Below are 15561 nucleotides of genomic sequence, written 5' to 3'. Positions count from 1 at the left end.
CTTGCAGGGTTACTTGTAAAAGGATAAATGGCAGGGCAAAACAATAGGGCAGTGTCCCGTTCGAAAATAATAAGGTAATAGCATGAGCAACGAAATCAAAACTCAGGTTGTTGTACTAGGCGGTGGTCCTGGTGGTTATTCTGCAGCTTTCCGTGCTGCTGACTTGGGTCTGGAAGTAACACTAGTAGAATCTCGCGAAACGTTAGGTGGTGTATGTTTGAATGTGGGTTGTATCCCATCAAAAGCATTACTTCATGTTGCTAAAGTTATTGATGATGCCGCTGAAATGTCATCTCACGGTGTGACGTTTGGCGCACCGCAAATTGATCTAGACAAAATCCGTTCTTGGAAAGAGTCTGTAATTGGTCAATTAACTGGTGGTTTAGCTGGTATGGCTAAAATGCGTAAAGTGAAAACTGTTTATGGTTACGGTAAATTCACCGGTGCTAATACTTTAGCTGTTGAAGCGGCTGATGGTACAACCAGCACGATTACATTCGATAATGCAATTATTGCTGCGGGTTCTCAACCAGTTAACTTACCTTTTATTCCACAAGATGATCGCGTAATTGATTCAACGGGTGCACTTGAGCTTAAAGATGTGCCTGAAAAGCTACTTGTGTTAGGCGGTGGTATCATCGGTCTTGAGATGGGGACTGTTTATCGTGCGCTAGGGTCACAAATTGATGTGGTTGAATTTGCTGATCAGTTAGTTCCTGCTGCAGATAAAGACGTGATCAAAATTTACCAACGTTATGTGAAAGACAAGTTCAACGTCATGCTTTCTACTAAGGTCGTTGCTGTTGATGCAAAAGACGATGGTTTATATGTAACGTTCGAAGGTAAAAATGCACCAGCTGAACCTGTGCGTTATGACAAAGTATTAGTGGCTGTTGGCCGTACGCCAAACGGTAAGTTACTTGATGCAGATAAAGCGGGTGTAAACGTTGATGAGCGTGGTTTCATCAATGTTGATAAGCAATTACGTACTAACGTGAATCATATTTTTGCGATTGGTGACTTAGTGGGTCAGCCAATGCTTGCGCACAAAGCTGTACATGAAGGTCATGTTGCTGCTGAAGTAATTTCAGGTCAAAAGCATTTCTTTGATCCTAAGTGTATTCCTTCAATTGCTTATACAGATCCTGAAATCGCATGGGTTGGTGTGACAGAAAAAGAAGCGAAAGAGCAAGGCTTAAGCATCGAAACTGCAGTATTCCCTTGGGCTGCATCTGGTCGTGCAATTGCATCAGCACGTACTGAAGGTCAAACTAAGCTTATCTTCGATAAAGATTCAGGTCGTATTATTGGTGGTGCGATGATCGGTATCAATGCGGGTGAAATGCTAGGTGAAATTGGCTTAGCAGTTGAAATGGGCGCAGACGGTGAAGACTTAGCGTTAACCATTCATGCTCACCCAACATTGAATGAGTCAATTGGTTTAGCGGCTGAGATTTTTGAAGGCTCAATCACTGATTTACCAAACAAAAAAGCAGTTAAAAAGAAATAAGCTAGATTTAAAATAATCTTAAGCTAACTGTTCTGATACAGTTGTTATAAAATGCCCGCCTTGAGTGGGCATTTTTTATGCCTTTGAATAAACATAAAGGCAAAAGGTCAGTCGGTTGAAAAATGCAGTATTAGCACTTCGTGCAAAGCAGTTAGAAACATCAAAACGCGAATTTAATGCCCGTGGTGGCAAAATGATCCGCTGTGAAGGGTGTTTGCTATCGGTCAATTATTGCATTTGTGCAGGTATTGAAGTGGCTAATTGCCACAGTGCGGTGTGTTTGTTGATGTCACATAACGAAAGTTATAAACCTTCAAATACCGGACGTTTGATTGCCGATATTATTCCTGACCATTACGCTTTTCGCTGGCAGCGAACAGAGGTCGAGCCTGAGTTATTAGCACTCATAGCCAACCCTATTTATCAGCCCATCATTGTCTTTCCGAATGATAATTTACCAGCATCGCGTTTTATTGAAAAAATAGATGTAACAGAGGGTAAAAAACCGTTATTTATTTTTCTTGATGGCACGTGGCGTGAAGCGAAGCGAATGATCCGCAAAAGCCCTTATTTAGATCATTTACCTATTTTATCAATCACACCAGATAAATTAAGTGAGTACAAACTTCGTGTTGCGGCTTTTGATAATCATTTAGGCACTGCTGAAGTCGCGATTATGGTGTTAGAAATGGCAAATGAATTAGATGCATCAGCAAAGTTAGAACGACATTTTATTGATTTTCGTGAGGCATATTTAAGTGGCAAGCGAAACAAAGGAGCGTTACTCAAAAACAAAGAGTGACTTGTAATGAGATAGATTCATTTACTCAAAATTTTAGGCAAAAAAAAGCGTGGCCTATAAAATAGTCCACGCTGACCGGAATCTTTCTGAGCATCCTGCTCGGTGCCTTTTGGGGCAATCCTACTCGTCTATCCTTAGCTATATTTCTATAGCAGACTCATCCTAAGTCTATTTCCTTGTGTGCTCCTAGCAGTCATCCTTTACGCTTTACTTCAATGAGCGGCTGACTCCTGTCAGCGTTAAAACGTCCTTGTTGCATCTTTGAAGGCCACTCCTGTGGCACTATCCATGACTTGAGCATCCCGCTCTGTGCATCCTGCACATCCTACTTTTACTCCTTGTCCCTGTGCTAAACTAAGCACTTTGGCATCTTGCCTTGCTTGTCGCTCCATCTTTCCTTCAAGCTATGAATCAATTATAGATATTTAGGCTGACTAAAATAGCCTATCAACAGCAATAAAATACTGGTCATCATATTTTAAAAAAATTAAAGTTATTTTAATTCAAAATGTTATATTTTTTTTGCTGTGTTTTCATACTACATAAATAGGAATGTCTGTCGAGTTTGTGGGAAATATCTTACAAAGTTAATCCTACTTATGAAGTTTTGACTCTGATGGAGTTTAAGAAGAGCATAAAGTCAGGGAAGGGAGATAAAAGCTGTACTTATGTATCAGAATGTTTAAAATTCAACTGATAATACTTCTTATTTAAAAAGGCATGAATTATGAAATTAAAAGCGATGGCATTACTTGCTAGTTTATTTAGTGTCAGTAGTCTAGCCGCTGATGTGGTTAATATTTATTCGTTTCGTCAACCGTTTTTAATTGAGCCTATCTTAGAAGAGTTTACCGCTCAAACAGGGATTCAAACAAAAGTGGTCTTTGCTAAAAGTGGTTTAATTGAGCGCATTAAGCGAGAAGGTAAACACACTCCTGCGGATGTGGTGCTGTCATCGGACTTCAATACTTTGCTCCAGTTGCAAGAATCGGATTTGATGCAGCCAATTGAGAGTGAATTAGTCAAAGCAAATGTACCAAGTACCTTTAGAGCTGATGATGGTTTATGGGTGGCTTTGACGAAACGCGCGCGTAATGTTTATTCTTCAAAAACTCGTATTGGTGCAATGCCTACGTTACGTTATGAAGATTTAGCGGATATTCAATTTAAAGGTAAGTTATGCACTCGCTCTGGTAAGCATCCTTATAACTTAGGTTTAGTCGCATCAATGATTGCCCATCACGGTGAAGCTGAAACAAAAAAATGGCTGGAAGGGGTGAAAGCTAATTTAGCACGTAAGCCTCAAGGTAATGACCGAGCTCAAGTTAAAGCGATTAAAGAGGGGCTGTGTGACTTAGCGCTTGGGAATAGCTATTACTTTGGTAAGATGATAATGGATCCTGAGCAAAAGCCTTGGGCTGATGCAGTTCATATTAATTTCCCAAACCAACAAGATCGCGGTGCCCATATTAATGTATCGGGTGTGGTGATGAGTAAGTTTACGAAAAATAAAGCAAACGCATTGAAACTTATTGAATTTATGACTGACAACAAAGCTCAGAATATGTATGCTTCACTTAATATGGAATACCCTGTTAAAGCGGGTGTACCACTGTCAGAATTAGTGGCATCTTGGGGTGAGTTTAAGGAAGATAGTTTACCACTCACTGAAGTCAGTAAGTATCGTCCTGTAGCATTGAAGCTGATGGATGAGGTGAAATTTGATCTTTAATGCATTTACGTTTTTCACTGTCTAAATGGCAGGTGTGCGCTTGGGCGGCAGGGCTTTTACTGTCGCTTCCTCTCGCTTTTCTTATTTTTGAATCGTTTCAACCTTCGGCTGAGGTTTTTGACCACCTCTGGCAAACCGTCCTTTGGGATTACACTGCAAATACCATCTTATTGATTATTGGCGTGGCACTTGTCAGCTCTCTAATCGCACTTCCTTTAGGTTGGCTCGTTGCATATTGTGATTTTCCTGGAAAAAAACACTTCGAATGGGCGTTGATGCTGCCATTGGCGATGCCTGCGTATATTATTGCGTATATTTACACTGATTTGTTTGATTTTGCGGGACCAGTACAAGTGTGGCTGAGAAGTCTATTTGGTTGGCAATCTGCAGGTGAGTATTGGTTTTTTGATATTCGCACTTTGCCAGGTGCGATTATTATGATTGCTTTGGTGTTATACCCGTATTTGTATCTCATTTTTAAAACGGCATTAAAAGAGCAATCACATAAACTCATTCATGCTAGTCAGTTGATGGGGCACTCAGCGGTATTTAGTTTCTTCAAAGTATCCTTACCATTAGCCAGAGGTTCTATTGTGGCGGGGTTAGCGTTGATCAGTATGGAAGCGATGGCGGATTTTGCTACTGTCCATTACTTTGCTGTGAGCACGTTAACCACGGCTGTTTATGATACTTGGTTGGGCTATTATTCATTGACTGCGGCTGCAAAAATTTCTGCAGTTATGCTGCTTATCTTGTTTTTAACATTGGGCGCTGAGCGATTTAGTCGACGAAATCAGCATGTGTTTGAACGACAAAGTGTTCATAATCACGGCGCATTGTATACATTAAAAGGGGTTAAAGCATATTTTTCCACTGGCTTTTGTCTGTTGGTTCTCGGTTTAGGGTTTATTATCCCTGTAGTTATTTTATTCAGTTATGCTGTGCAATACTTTGAACAATCATGGCAAAGTGACTTTTTTATTTACGCGTGGCAAAGTCTAACGTTAGCCAGTATTGTCAGTTTTTGTTGTGTGTTGATTGGGTTATTTGTTGTGTATGCTCAGCGTTTAAGTGATTCGCCATTTAAAACAATACCAGGGCGAATTGGTAGTGCAGGATATGCCTTGCCAGGGACTGTGCTGGCTATAGCTGTGTTATTGCCTTTAACGCGTTTAGATGAATGGGTTAATCACTTTGCTGATAGCTCACAGTGGTTTTCGGCTCCGGGGTTGTTTTTTAGTGGGACTATTTTTGCACTTATCGTTGCTTATGTAGTGCGTTTTTATGCCATAGCTCAAGGTACAATAGAAGCCAGCTTTGCTCGGATCTCACCTTCTTTAGACATGGCCAGTGCATCCATGGGGCGCACAAAAGGGCAAACCTTACGTTTGATCCATCTACCTCTTATGCATCGTGGTATTCTCACTGCGGGGCTTTTAGTCTTTATTGAATGCATGAAAGAGTTGCCTGCAGCCCTGTTATTAAGGCCATTTGATTTTGAAACGTTAGCCACCCATGTTTATCAGTATGTTAGTGATGAACACCTAGAATTAGCTGCGTTTTCTGCTTTATTAATTGTATTAGTGGGGTTACTCCCTTTATATTTTGTCAATTCATCTATGGAACGAACGCAATCTCATGAGTAGCTTATCAATTAAAAATCTTGTTTATCGTTATCATAACCAAGCTGTGATTGATCAGTTGTCATTGACAGTTAACTCGAATGAAATAGTGTGCTTATTAGGTGCCAGTGGCTGTGGTAAAACAACCACGCTCAAAGCAATTGCTGGCTTGATAAAGCCTGAGTCGGGCTGCATTGCTATTGCAGATCAATGTATTAGCGATGAGCACTGTTTTTTGCCACCAGAGCAGCGAAATTTGGGCATGATGTTTCAAGATTATGCGCTTTTTCCTCATTTAACAGTGGCTGAAAATATTGGTTTTGGTCTGGCAAAGTGGTCTAAATCGTCTCGTCAGGCTCGAGTTGAAGAAATGCTGGCGTTGATAAAGTTACCAGATTTGGCTAATCGCTACCCTCATCAGTTATCTGGCGGGCAGCAGCAGCGGGTCGCAATCGCTCGAGCTTTGGCTTATAAACCGACTTTTTTATTATTAGATGAACCATTTTCAAACATTGATCATCAAGTTCGTTTCCAGTTGATTGAAGAGATCCGTCAAATTATCAAAGCCGCGCAAGTTTCTGCGATTTTTGTCACACATTCAAAAGAAGAGGCGTTTGCTTTTGCTGATAAATTAGCCGTGATGGATCAAGGACGAATTTTACAGATTGATGAACCTCAAGCGTTATTTTCACACCCAAACTCAAAGCAAGTTGCTGAATTTCTAGGTAACGGCATATACTTAGCGGCAAGTTATAACAATAATAGAGAGTTGACGACTGAACTTGGGTTGCTGGAAGCTGATTTAGGATTAGCGCAAACTGAGCAAGCAGGGCAGGTATATGTGCGCCCACATCACTTAACGCTTAAGGCCGATCAACAGGGTCAACATAGCGTGAAAGCTCGACGTTTTATGGGAGAGCAATTTTTTTATCGAGTCGATATTGCCGGACAAGAAATTGAAATTGCTGCAAATGCTAACGCGATATTTGAAATTGGCCAGCCTGTTACCGCGACTCTTTTGCCTCATCCAGTTAACTTTTTTGCTCAGTCGTGATCATTAAGAGGGTGCGTTATGCCACAAGCGCAATCAGGAATTTGTGCCGAAGCGAATTTACATGGGTTATATTTATTTTTAAATGTGCTAGATGGGCATGATGAGTCGGTCGCAAAAAAGTTTGCGCAAATTATCGATTTGCAAGATGACTTCTCAGATCAATTTTCAGAGGCTCTGCTTTCAAGTGTTGTGGCAATCGGTGCTGAGTATTGGCCTCACCTCATTCCAACTGAGATACCCGATGGACTGGTAGGTTTTCCACAAGTGGATGATGCTGAACATAATATGCCCTCGCAGCCTTTTGATCTATTCATACAAATACGTTCAGATAGAAGTGATGTTAATCACCTGTTTGGTCTTCGTGTTCTTAATTTGTTGGCACCTGATGTGGAGTTGGTCGAGCAAGTTAAATGCTTTCGTTTTTTAGATGGGCGTGATCTGAATGGGTTTATTTATGGCGCGGATGTCCCTCATGGCCGAGCTAAGAAAAGAGTGGCTCTAATCGAAGATGTTGACTCGCCATTTCATCAAGGCTCCTTTGTTCATATTCAACGCTTTAGACACAATCTGAATAAATGGCAGCTACTTAGTATTGATGAGCAAGAGGCGATTATTGGGCGGACTCGTCTTGATAATGACTTGATAGAGCCTATAAATTCAGGCAGTCATGTACATCGTTTTGAACTCAAAGACTCACAAGGGAATGCATTGCTATTACAGCAAGGAATGCCTTATGGGGATATGCATGAGCAAGGTATGCTGCAGGTGAGCTGCAGTGCCAACAGTGAGGCTTTTTTGTTGTTACTCAAAAATCGTTTAGACAGTGATCAGGGTTATGATAGTTGGCTTGATTTTACCAGTGCTGATATGGGGGCATCATTTTTTGCCCCATCGATTGATTTTTTAACTGCGCTAGCGAAGCATTAAACCGTTTCAAAGAGGTTTTTTACGCGCTCTAAGGTGATGTCTATTTCGCTTATTTTGGCCGGCGCAATAAAAATAGTGTCATCTCCAGCGATAGTGCCGAGCACGCCATCAGCTTTTCCAAGCGAGTCCAATAAGCGAGCGATGAGTTGTGCCGCTCCAGGGCTAGTGCGGATGATAATCATCATTTCGTTGTGCATGATATCAATAACAAGTTGGCGCAGCGGGCTTTTAGCCGTTGGCACACCCATTTCAGCAGGCAGACAGTAAACCATTTCTTGTTTGGCGTTACGAGTTCTTACCGCACCAAATTTACTCAACATTCGAGATACTTTACTTTGGCTGATATTATCAAAACCTTGGTCTTTTAAGGCGTCAACAATTTCGCCTTGAGAGCCGAAGTTTTCTTCCTTTAAAAGTGCTTTAAAGGCTTTTACCAGTGCTTCTTGTTTGTCTTGTATCTGCATCTCTGACTGTTCTATATCATATCAATTCATAAATTCTACACAAATTTACGCTAAGATGCACAAAGTTCACCGCACTATTTGCGATTAAGGGGATTTAACCGCCCCTCAAATTGTAGAGAAATAAACGGATATACATTTAAAAGCTTGGTTATTAACCTAAATATGTGATTTTTGAGTATTGAAGACCGTTCGGATCCTTAGGAAAAAATAAATAAAACAGACGAATACATCATAAGCTGAGCTTTAAAGGTGGATTTTTGCTAAGTTGTTACAACTATAGTCGCTAATAGTAAGAAAATAGCGGGTTTAATTTGTCTTTAGCCTCAGTTTTCATTATCTTTAGGGGCAAATTTTTTTACCTTCCCTTTTATACGGAGAATACAAATGAAAGTAGCCGTTTTAGGTGCCGCTGGTGGTATCGGCCAAGCCCTGTCTTTATTATTGAAAACTAGCTTACCAGCTGGTTCAGAGTTGTCATTATACGATGTAGCTCCAGTTGTACCCGGTGTTGCTGTTGATTTGTCTCACATCCCTACAGATGTAAAAGTGGCAGGTTTTGGTGCTGATAATCTTGCTGATGCATTAACTGGTGCTGACATTGTGTTAATTCCAGCGGGTATGCCACGTAAGCCTGGTATGGATCGTGCTGATTTATTCAACGTGAATGCAGGAATTATCAAAACATTAGCTGAAGGTATTGTCGCTAATTGTCCTAAAGCATTGGTTGGTGTTATCACTAACCCTGTAAATGGCACAGTGCCAATTGTTGCTGAAGTATTCAAAAAAGCAGGTACTTATGAAGCGTCACGTGTATTTGGTGTGACAACTCTTGATGTGATCCGCTCTGAAGCGTTTATTGCTGAACTGAAAGGTTTAGATGTTGCTCAAGTGAAAGTACCAGTTATTGGTGGTCACTCTGGTACAACAATTTTACCATTATTGTCTCAAGTTGAAGGCGCGACCTTTACTGATGAAGAAGTGGCTGCATTAACTCCTCGTATTCAAAATGCAGGTACTGAAGTTGTTAATGCTAAAGCGGGCGGAGGTTCTGCGACATTATCTATGGGTGCTGCAGCAGCTCGTTTTTGTTTGTCGCTAGTTAAAGGCTTACAAGGTGAAGATGTAGTTGATTATGCGTATGTTGCTGTTGAAAATGGTGATGCACCTTACTTCGCGCACCCAGTTCGTCTAGGTAAAAATGGCGTTGAAGAAATTCTTTCTTACGGTGCGTTAAGTGCATTCGAAGAACAAGCTAAAAATGACATGCTTGCAACGTTAAATGCTGATATCAAAGAAGGTATCGATTTCATCAATGGTTAATTTCATTGCATGATAAAAAGGCCTGCATTGCAGGCCTTTTTTATGTTCGGTGAATTTTGAACTGTCGCTAAACGAGTCGTTGTTGTTAATGATTTCTATCGACCGCTAGTTTAGCTAATCCAATCAAGGCATTTTTATACTCGCTATCAGGGAGTATATTTAGACATTCAATTGCCTTAACTGATTCTTCTTTTGCCTTATTTAAGGTGAAATTCAGGGCATCGGTTTGCGCTAAGGTGGCCAGAATTTCATCAAGGTATTGACGACCATTGCCTTGTTCAATGACGCGGCGAATAAGTGATACTTGCTCTTCATTTGCATGCTGCATTGCGTAAATGAGCGGTAAGGTTGGTTTGCCTTCTGCTAAATCATCACCGATGGTTTTGCCTAGTTCAGCTTGGTCTGCACTGTAGTCGAGTACATCGTCAACTAATTGAAAAGCAGTCCCTAAATGCATGCCATAAAGCTTTAAAGCGTTTTCTATCGTGTCATCTTGCTGTGTAATGACTGCCGCCAGTTGAGTTGCCGCTTCAAATAATTTAGCTGTTTTACTGTATATAACTTGCATGTAGCTAGCTTCAGTGGTGTCGGGGTCATTACAGTTCATTAATTGCAGTACCTCTCCTTCAGCGATGACATTTGTTGCATCAGAGAGTATTTTCATGACTCGCATTTCTTCAAGACCAACCATGAGCTGAAAGGCTCGAGTGTAAATAAAGTCACCCACTAATACACTTGCGGCATTGCCGAATTCTGCATTAGCGGTTGCATTACCACGTCTGAGATCGGATTCGTCCACTACGTCATCATGCAGTAATGTTGCGGTGTGAATGAACTCGACAATAGTTGCCAATGTAATGTGTGCATCACCTTGGTAACCAAGTGCTTTTGCAGCAAGAAGAGATAGCATTGGGCGAACTCGTTTACCGCCACTATTAACGATATATAAACCAAGTTGATTGACCAAGGCTACATCAGACTGTAGTTGAGTATAAATTAATTGATTGACGCTCTGCATGTCATTGTCAGTCAGCGCCTGGATAGATTTGATATCCATTGATCTCCGAACCAGTTTCTTTGTAGTGGTTTTGCAGCGTTCGATTATACAACAATAATTATTTGAGCTCGACCGTTTAATGCTAGCTTAGCGAGAATTATTAAATTAAAATATATTCAAAGAGTAACTTTACTCACAAATAAACATGCCGTGTGGTTGAAAAGTAGACGTTATTTATCATTATCTGCACTTTGTATCTATTTTAGTAAGCTTGCAGCTCTAATTCATTGTTTATAATGGTTTTTTGCAAACTGTTTAGTGTGAATTGTTTTTTGCAAAAAGTTGATTGAATATACTTGCTTGTACTGAATAATTAGCGTAAACTTCGCGGCCATTGAAGAATATTTAGTTGCGTCGATTTGAGGGCGCACAGACGGAGTTAATTATGTACGCGGTTTTCCAAAGTGGTGGTAAACAGCACCGTGTGACTGAAGGTCAAACGATTCGTCTTGAGAAATTAGACGTAGAAACTGGTTCTGCAGTAGAGTTTGATAAAGTACTTTTAGTTGCTAATGGTGAGAAAGTAGAAATCGGTGCACCTTTCGTTAATGGCGGTAAGGTTGCAGCTGAAGTTGTTTCTCATGGTCGTGGCGAGAAGATTAAGATTGTTAAGTTTAGACGTCGTAAGCATTCTCGTAAGCAAATGGGCCATCGTCAATGGTTCACTGAAGTTAAAATCACAGGCATTAGCGCTTAATTAGAGGTACAGTAAGATGGCACATAAAAAGGCAGCTGGTAGTACTCGTAACGGTCGCGATTCAGAAAGTAAACGTCTAGGCGTTAAGCGTTTTGGTGGCGAGTCAGTTTTAGCGGGTAGCATCATCGTTCGTCAACGTGGTACTAAGTTCCACGCTGGTGCAAACGTAGGTATCGGTAAAGACCACACAATTTTTGCAAAAGCTGACGGTAAAGTTCAGTTTGAACAAAAAGGTCCTTTAAACCGTAAATACGTAAACATCGTTTCTGAGTAATCAGAGCTTTGTTTTGAAAAACCTCGCTTAGGCGGGGTTTTTTGTTTTTAATTATTAAATTTAACTTCCTCAATTACCTATCGTTGAACAATTCGTTCATTTTATATTGTTAATTTATAGAGTTAGTTCCTTGTCTATTTAGTTATTACGCAAAAGTGTGTGATTATTTTCGCTCCTATTGCGTGAATATGGCTAGGATTAAGCGCTGGATTATCTATTCGGGGGATTGATTGCTATTATCTATAGCAAGCGCATGCGCAACGATTTATAATTGCTCAAAGTTAAAGTATTCAAGTTATTCTGTAAGCGAGAAACCATGAAATTTGTTGATGAAGTGGAAGTCCGAGCCGAAGCCGGTGACGGTGGTAGCGGAGCCGTTTCTTTTCGTAGAGAAAAATACGTTCCAGAAGGGGGTCCTGATGGAGGTGATGGTGGTGATGGCGGCAGTGTATACTTTGAAGCTGACGAAAACCTTAACACTCTGATCGATTATCAGTTTGAACGCTTTCATCGTGCAGAGCGCGGTACGAATGGCCGTAGTCGTAACTGTACAGGTAAAAAAGGTGACGATCTTATTCTTCGTGTGCCACAAGGTACGCGAGTTTCAGATATCGAAACTGGCGAAAGTATTGGTGACTTAACACGCCATGGCCAGCGTTTGTTGGTTGCTAAAGGTGGGTTTCATGGTTTAGGAAATACTCGCTTTAAATCAAGTACAAATCGTGCACCACGCCAAAAAACATTAGGTACACCAGGTGAAATTCGAAATCTAAAACTTGAATTGTTATTACTTGCAGATGTGGGTTTACTTGGGATGCCGAATGCGGGTAAATCTACATTTATTCGTAGTGTTTCTGCAGCAAAGCCAAAAGTAGCTGATTACCCATTTACTACATTGGTACCTAATTTGGGTGTTGTCCGTCCTGATGTAAATAAATCATTTGTTATTGCGGATATTCCTGGTTTGATTGAAGGTGCTGCAGATGGCGCAGGCTTAGGTATTCGCTTTTTGAAGCACCTTGAGCGTTGCCGTGTTTTACTTCACATTATTGATGTGATGCCAGTTGATGGTTCTGATCCTGTTGAAAATGCAGATGCTATAGTTGCAGAGCTTGAGTGTTATAGTCCTGAATTGGCTTCTAAGCCGCGCTGGCTTGTTTTTAACAAAATTGATTTGTTACCACAAGATGAAGTTGATGCGGTCTGTGCGCAGATTGCAGATGCATTAGATATTAAAGAAAATATCTATAAAATTTCAGCTGTGAGTAAGCAAAATACATCCGAGTTGTGCTTTGATGTCATGACGTTACTTGATTCAATGCCAAAAGATAAATTTGAGCAAGAAACGACGAAAGAAGTTGAGTTCAAATGGGACTCTTATCACCAAGAAACGCTTGATGATGATTTGGACGATGATGATTGGGATGAAGATGATTACGATGTAGAAGTCGTTTATCAGAAATAAGAAAAGGCGCTTGGCGCCTTTTTTCGTTTTAGTATATTAAAATTAATAAATAAGTATTAGGTGTTTCTTGTGATTATTTCAATGATAGCCGCCATGGCTAATAACCGTGTGATTGGTAAAGAAAATCAAATGCCTTGGCATTTACCTGCAGATCTTAAACATTTTAAAGCCGTAACTTTAGGCAAGCCCGTAATTATGGGTCGTAAGACATTTGAATCAATTGGTCGTCCTTTGCCAGGGCGGAAAAATATCGTTATTACACGTAATACTGATTTATTAATTGAAGGAGTTGAACTTGTTAACTCTCCTTCACAAGCGATTGAAAAGGCAGGTGAAGTTGATGAGGTAATGATTATAGGAGGTGGATTTATCTATGAGGCTTTTTTACCTCTTTGCCACCGTTTGTATTTAACGTTTATTGATCTTGATACGCAAGGGGATACGCAATTTCCTGACTATGAAAAAGTAGGCCCATGGCAGGTGTTAGAAACTGAGCGACATTACAGTGACAAAACTAATCCTTTTGACTACACTTTCATAACTTATACTAAATAAGCATTAGGTTATTGCATCAATCTAATCATTTTGATACAATTTTTGCATTCTCACTAAGTAAAAAGTATTAAAAGGTACGAAGTATGAAATTAACAGCGAGTATTGTGTTAGGTATTTTAGCAACAGGATCAATGGTATTTTCTTCTTCTGTAAATGCAACAGATCAGCTTGTTGCAAGTATTTGTGACTATGTTGCAGCAGATGACAAAAATCGTTTACGTAAGAAGCTTGATGACAGCCGTTTAAAGCTCCGTAATGTGTATGATGATATTAGCTGTGGTGGGAACTCATTATTACGTCATGCTATGGCAAGTAATGCGACAAGTGCAGGCGAGTTTATTGTTAAACAACTTCCTAAAAAGAAATTAGCTTCATCAGGTGATTATGAGTGGGCGACGGCAAATGGGCATGGAGCTTCAGCTGTCGCAGCTGCAATTAAGGACCGTGCAGGTCTGTAACTTTTGAATGAGTATATTATAAAGGACCAGCTTATGCTGGTTTTTTTATGGGTCGTTAATGCTCACTTAAACTATGCTCGTTTGTTTCATTGATGCTGGGACGCGCGCGCATCGAAGTCTACAATAGATGCGGTAAATAATTCAGATACAAAAAAATGCGGCCTATAGCCGCATTTGTTAGGAAGTAATTCTTTTTAGAAAACGTACTTAGCTGAGAATTGTAAACGAGTTAAATCGCCATCAACTCCACTTTCTATTTCACGATTTGCATGCTTCAATTCGACACCAAAAGTGAGCTTTTTCTCAGGAGAATAAAGCAAGTTAGCGCTATAACTGGTACTCGACTTTGTTGGACTACCATACATTGAAGCTAAGTCTGTATTGTTATCCGCTTCAAAAAATGAATACAAGAAGGTAGAGCGTACTTTATTGCTCCAATGATGTTGATAACCAACAAATCCAGACGTCGAATCAATTGCATCAAGATCATCACCATTCAATACGGCGCCGTTAGCTGCATTTAAGCCTACATAGCGTCCTAAACCTGAACCCTGAGTCAGCATAAATTTTATGTTGTCATTTCCAATGTTCACTTTGCCAGAAACACTTACGCCGTAAGCGCTTTGTGTCGCATCAACATTATTTTTATTATACTTCAGTTGTCGAGCTAAGCCTGTGACAACAAGTTGACCCCAATCAGCATTATGGGTATAGCGAGCTGATAAATCAGGTAAGCCAGCATCATCAGTCTCGACGCGTGCACCGTTGACTGTAATGGTACTTTCTGGATTTTCTGCAGAGAATGACCAGTTTCCTTTTGTATATTTGATCATGGCTTGACGGTTGAAGACCGTCCCTTCAGCTGGGCCTACGAAATCTAGGGTTTCAGGAAGGGCGCCAACGTTTTGGAAGTTTGACCATGCTTGACCAAACAACCAGCCATCATAGGTTAAAAATGCTTGGCGTAGTCTTGGTACATATGAGTTTGAAACGCGCTCATTGCCACCAGGGGTGACTAAAAAGTCGAGTTCAATTTTTGTTTTAATGCTTTTTCCACTGTCTAACTTAGTGTCAGTTCCGAAGAAGAAGCGTGATTGTTTTGCATGCATATCAAAGACGGGGTCATTGTTTTTTGCATCAGGCCCAACAGGTGTTGTTCCTGGAACATAAAAGTCACGACCAATGCTATCACCTGAAATTGCACCTGCAGAAAAGTCGCTCCACATCGCATCGAGCTTAACGTAACCACCATAATTGACAGTTGTATTGTCCATAGACGCAGCGTTCGCGCCAAAGCTAAGGGCGCTTAGTACTGCAATAGCGCTTAATTTTTTTGTTAATGTAATTGTTTTCATCACTGTATCCCAATTGAACGTGCCTAAGTAATGTTGTTTATGAATAGATTTTGCTCAATTACCTATTGGTCTATACGACTAAGGTGTAACTTGTTAAAATTATGTAATAAAAACAAGGTTTGAATCACAACGTTAATCTATAAAGTTTCTTGTATACAGAAGCTTATAGGGTTTAGCAAACTTAATAGGTCCATGAGCCTTAAGCAGGTTGAGAACTGTTCAAGAGGAAGTTAACTTGTAATTAAAGTAAAAAATATTCGTTAATGGTT

General features: G+C 40.3%; 16 protein-coding genes. 12 read left to right on the top strand and 4 right to left on the bottom strand.

What is annotated here, in order from left to right; all coding sequences use genetic code 11:
* Positions 1–82 precede the first annotated feature (82 nt).
* Both lpdA and PULV_RS06210 read left to right on the top strand, forming a co-directional pair.
* A complete protein-coding gene (lpdA, locus tag PULV_RS06215) occupies positions 83–1510 on the top strand; it encodes a dihydrolipoyl dehydrogenase (RefSeq protein ID WP_086742412.1) in 1428 nt (475 codons plus the stop codon).
* 115 nt (positions 1511–1625) lie between these two features.
* Positions 1626–2312, top strand: a complete 687-nt coding sequence (locus PULV_RS06210; RefSeq protein ID WP_086742413.1) for a tRNA-uridine aminocarboxypropyltransferase — start codon at positions 1626–1628, stop codon at positions 2310–2312.
* Between the two features lie 239 nt (positions 2313–2551).
* Here the strand turns inward: PULV_RS06210 and PULV_RS06205 are convergent, their stop codons facing one another.
* Complete coding sequence (locus tag PULV_RS06205) at positions 2552–2704, bottom strand: hypothetical protein (protein ID WP_193331180.1); 153 nt, start codon at positions 2702–2704, stop codon at positions 2552–2554.
* Positions 2705–3039: 335 nt separating this feature from the next.
* On the opposite strand from PULV_RS06205, the gene PULV_RS06200 reads away from it, so the two are divergent.
* From PULV_RS06200 to PULV_RS06185, 4 genes are read left to right on the top strand one after another with little or no spacing between them, the layout of a single operon-like run.
* A complete protein-coding gene (locus tag PULV_RS06200; RefSeq protein WP_193331179.1) occupies positions 3040–4044 on the top strand; it encodes an extracellular solute-binding protein in 1005 nt (334 codons plus the stop codon).
* The gene (locus PULV_RS06195; RefSeq protein ID WP_086742415.1) at positions 4044–5690 is read left to right on the top strand and encodes an ABC transporter permease; all 1647 of its coding nucleotides are present in this window, start codon (positions 4044–4046) and stop codon (positions 5688–5690) included. The genes PULV_RS06200 and PULV_RS06195 overlap by 1 nt, the downstream gene beginning before the upstream one ends.
* Positions 5683–6720, top strand: a complete 1038-nt coding sequence (locus PULV_RS06190; RefSeq protein ID WP_193331178.1) for an ABC transporter ATP-binding protein — start codon at positions 5683–5685, stop codon at positions 6718–6720. Before PULV_RS06195 ends, PULV_RS06190 begins: the two co-directional genes overlap by 8 nt.
* A gap of 18 nt (positions 6721–6738) precedes the next feature.
* Positions 6739–7647 carry a Dyp-type peroxidase gene (locus PULV_RS06185; RefSeq protein ID WP_193331177.1) on the top strand — a complete coding sequence of 303 codons (909 nt, stop codon included), beginning with the start codon at positions 6739–6741 and terminating at the stop codon, positions 7645–7647.
* Here the strand turns inward: PULV_RS06185 and argR are convergent.
* Positions 7644–8111 carry a transcriptional regulator ArgR gene (gene argR, locus PULV_RS06180; RefSeq protein WP_086742418.1) on the bottom strand — a complete coding sequence of 156 codons (468 nt, stop codon included), beginning with the start codon at positions 8109–8111 and terminating at the stop codon, positions 7644–7646. The genes PULV_RS06185 and argR overlap by 4 nt on opposite strands.
* Before the next feature lie 384 nt (positions 8112–8495).
* On the opposite strand from argR, the gene mdh reads away from it, so the two are divergent.
* The gene (gene mdh, locus PULV_RS06175) at positions 8496–9431 is read left to right on the top strand and encodes a malate dehydrogenase (RefSeq protein ID WP_193331176.1); all 936 of its coding nucleotides are present in this window, start codon (positions 8496–8498) and stop codon (positions 9429–9431) included.
* An 85-nt stretch (positions 9432–9516) separates the two neighbouring features.
* Here the strand turns inward: mdh and ispB are convergent, their stop codons facing one another.
* Complete coding sequence (gene ispB, locus PULV_RS06170) at positions 9517–10488, bottom strand: octaprenyl diphosphate synthase (RefSeq protein ID WP_086742420.1); 972 nt, start codon at positions 10486–10488, stop codon at positions 9517–9519.
* Positions 10489–10873: 385 nt separating this feature from the next.
* On the opposite strand from ispB, the gene rplU reads away from it, so the two are divergent.
* From rplU to PULV_RS06145, 5 genes are all read left to right on the top strand, one after another.
* Positions 10874–11185, top strand: a complete 312-nt coding sequence (rplU, locus tag PULV_RS06165; RefSeq protein WP_086742421.1) for a 50S ribosomal protein L21 — start codon at positions 10874–10876, stop codon at positions 11183–11185.
* Between the two features lie 16 nt (positions 11186–11201).
* Positions 11202–11459 carry a 50S ribosomal protein L27 gene (rpmA, locus tag PULV_RS06160; RefSeq protein WP_086742422.1) on the top strand — a complete coding sequence of 86 codons (258 nt, stop codon included), beginning with the start codon at positions 11202–11204 and terminating at the stop codon, positions 11457–11459.
* Between the two features lie 316 nt (positions 11460–11775).
* Positions 11776–12924 (top strand): Obg family GTPase CgtA, encoded by a 1149-nt coding sequence (gene cgtA, locus PULV_RS06155; protein WP_193331175.1) that lies wholly within the window; start codon positions 11776–11778, stop codon positions 12922–12924.
* A 69-nt stretch (positions 12925–12993) separates the two neighbouring features.
* Positions 12994–13479, top strand: a complete 486-nt coding sequence (gene folA, locus PULV_RS06150; RefSeq protein ID WP_227009363.1) for a type 3 dihydrofolate reductase — start codon at positions 12994–12996, stop codon at positions 13477–13479.
* Between the two features lie 83 nt (positions 13480–13562).
* Entirely contained in the window at positions 13563–13937 is a 375-nt protein-coding gene (locus tag PULV_RS06145) for a DUF3718 domain-containing protein (protein ID WP_193331174.1), read from the top strand.
* A 194-nt stretch (positions 13938–14131) separates the two neighbouring features.
* Here the strand turns inward: PULV_RS06145 and PULV_RS06140 are convergent, their stop codons facing one another.
* Entirely contained in the window at positions 14132–15292 is a 1161-nt protein-coding gene (locus PULV_RS06140; RefSeq protein WP_193331173.1) for a DcaP family trimeric outer membrane transporter, read from the bottom strand.
* Positions 15293–15561: the final 269 nt, after the last annotated feature.

The organism is Pseudoalteromonas ulvae UL12, from assembly GCF_014925405.1.
Taxonomy (GTDB): Bacteria; Pseudomonadota; Gammaproteobacteria; order Enterobacterales; family Alteromonadaceae; genus Pseudoalteromonas; species Pseudoalteromonas ulvae.
The sequence above is the reverse complement of the archived record's forward strand: the minus strand, read 5'-3'. Positions and strand labels throughout refer to the sequence as shown.

Bases quoted from the DNA above. Each gene is read 5' to 3' on its own strand.
- rplU (WP_086742421.1), top strand. From the start codon at position 10,874: ATGTACGCGGTTTTCCAAAGTGGTGGTAAACAGCACCGTGTGACTGAA.
- PULV_RS06200 (WP_193331179.1), top strand. From the start codon at position 3,040: ATGAAATTAAAAGCGATGGCATTACTTGCTAGTTTATTTAGTGTCAGT.
- PULV_RS06205 (WP_193331180.1), bottom strand. From the start codon at position 2,704: ATGGAGCGACAAGCAAGGCAAGATGCCAAAGTGCTTAGTTTAGCACAG.
- rpmA (WP_086742422.1), top strand. From the start codon at position 11,202: ATGGCACATAAAAAGGCAGCTGGTAGTACTCGTAACGGTCGCGATTCA.
- lpdA (WP_086742412.1), top strand. From the start codon at position 83: ATGAGCAACGAAATCAAAACTCAGGTTGTTGTACTAGGCGGTGGTCCT.
- PULV_RS06190 (WP_193331178.1), top strand. From the start codon at position 5,683: ATGAGTAGCTTATCAATTAAAAATCTTGTTTATCGTTATCATAACCAA.
- argR (WP_086742418.1), bottom strand. From the start codon at position 8,111: ATGCAGATACAAGACAAACAAGAAGCACTGGTAAAAGCCTTTAAAGCA.
- PULV_RS06145 (WP_193331174.1), top strand. From the start codon at position 13,563: ATGAAATTAACAGCGAGTATTGTGTTAGGTATTTTAGCAACAGGATCA.
- PULV_RS06185 (WP_193331177.1), top strand. From the start codon at position 6,739: ATGCCACAAGCGCAATCAGGAATTTGTGCCGAAGCGAATTTACATGGG.
- mdh (WP_193331176.1), top strand. From the start codon at position 8,496: ATGAAAGTAGCCGTTTTAGGTGCCGCTGGTGGTATCGGCCAAGCCCTG.
- cgtA (WP_193331175.1), top strand. From the start codon at position 11,776: ATGAAATTTGTTGATGAAGTGGAAGTCCGAGCCGAAGCCGGTGACGGT.
- PULV_RS06195 (WP_086742415.1), top strand. From the start codon at position 4,044: ATGCATTTACGTTTTTCACTGTCTAAATGGCAGGTGTGCGCTTGGGCG.
- ispB (WP_086742420.1), bottom strand. From the start codon at position 10,488: ATGGATATCAAATCTATCCAGGCGCTGACTGACAATGACATGCAGAGC.
- PULV_RS06140 (WP_193331173.1), bottom strand. From the start codon at position 15,292: ATGAAAACAATTACATTAACAAAAAAATTAAGCGCTATTGCAGTACTA.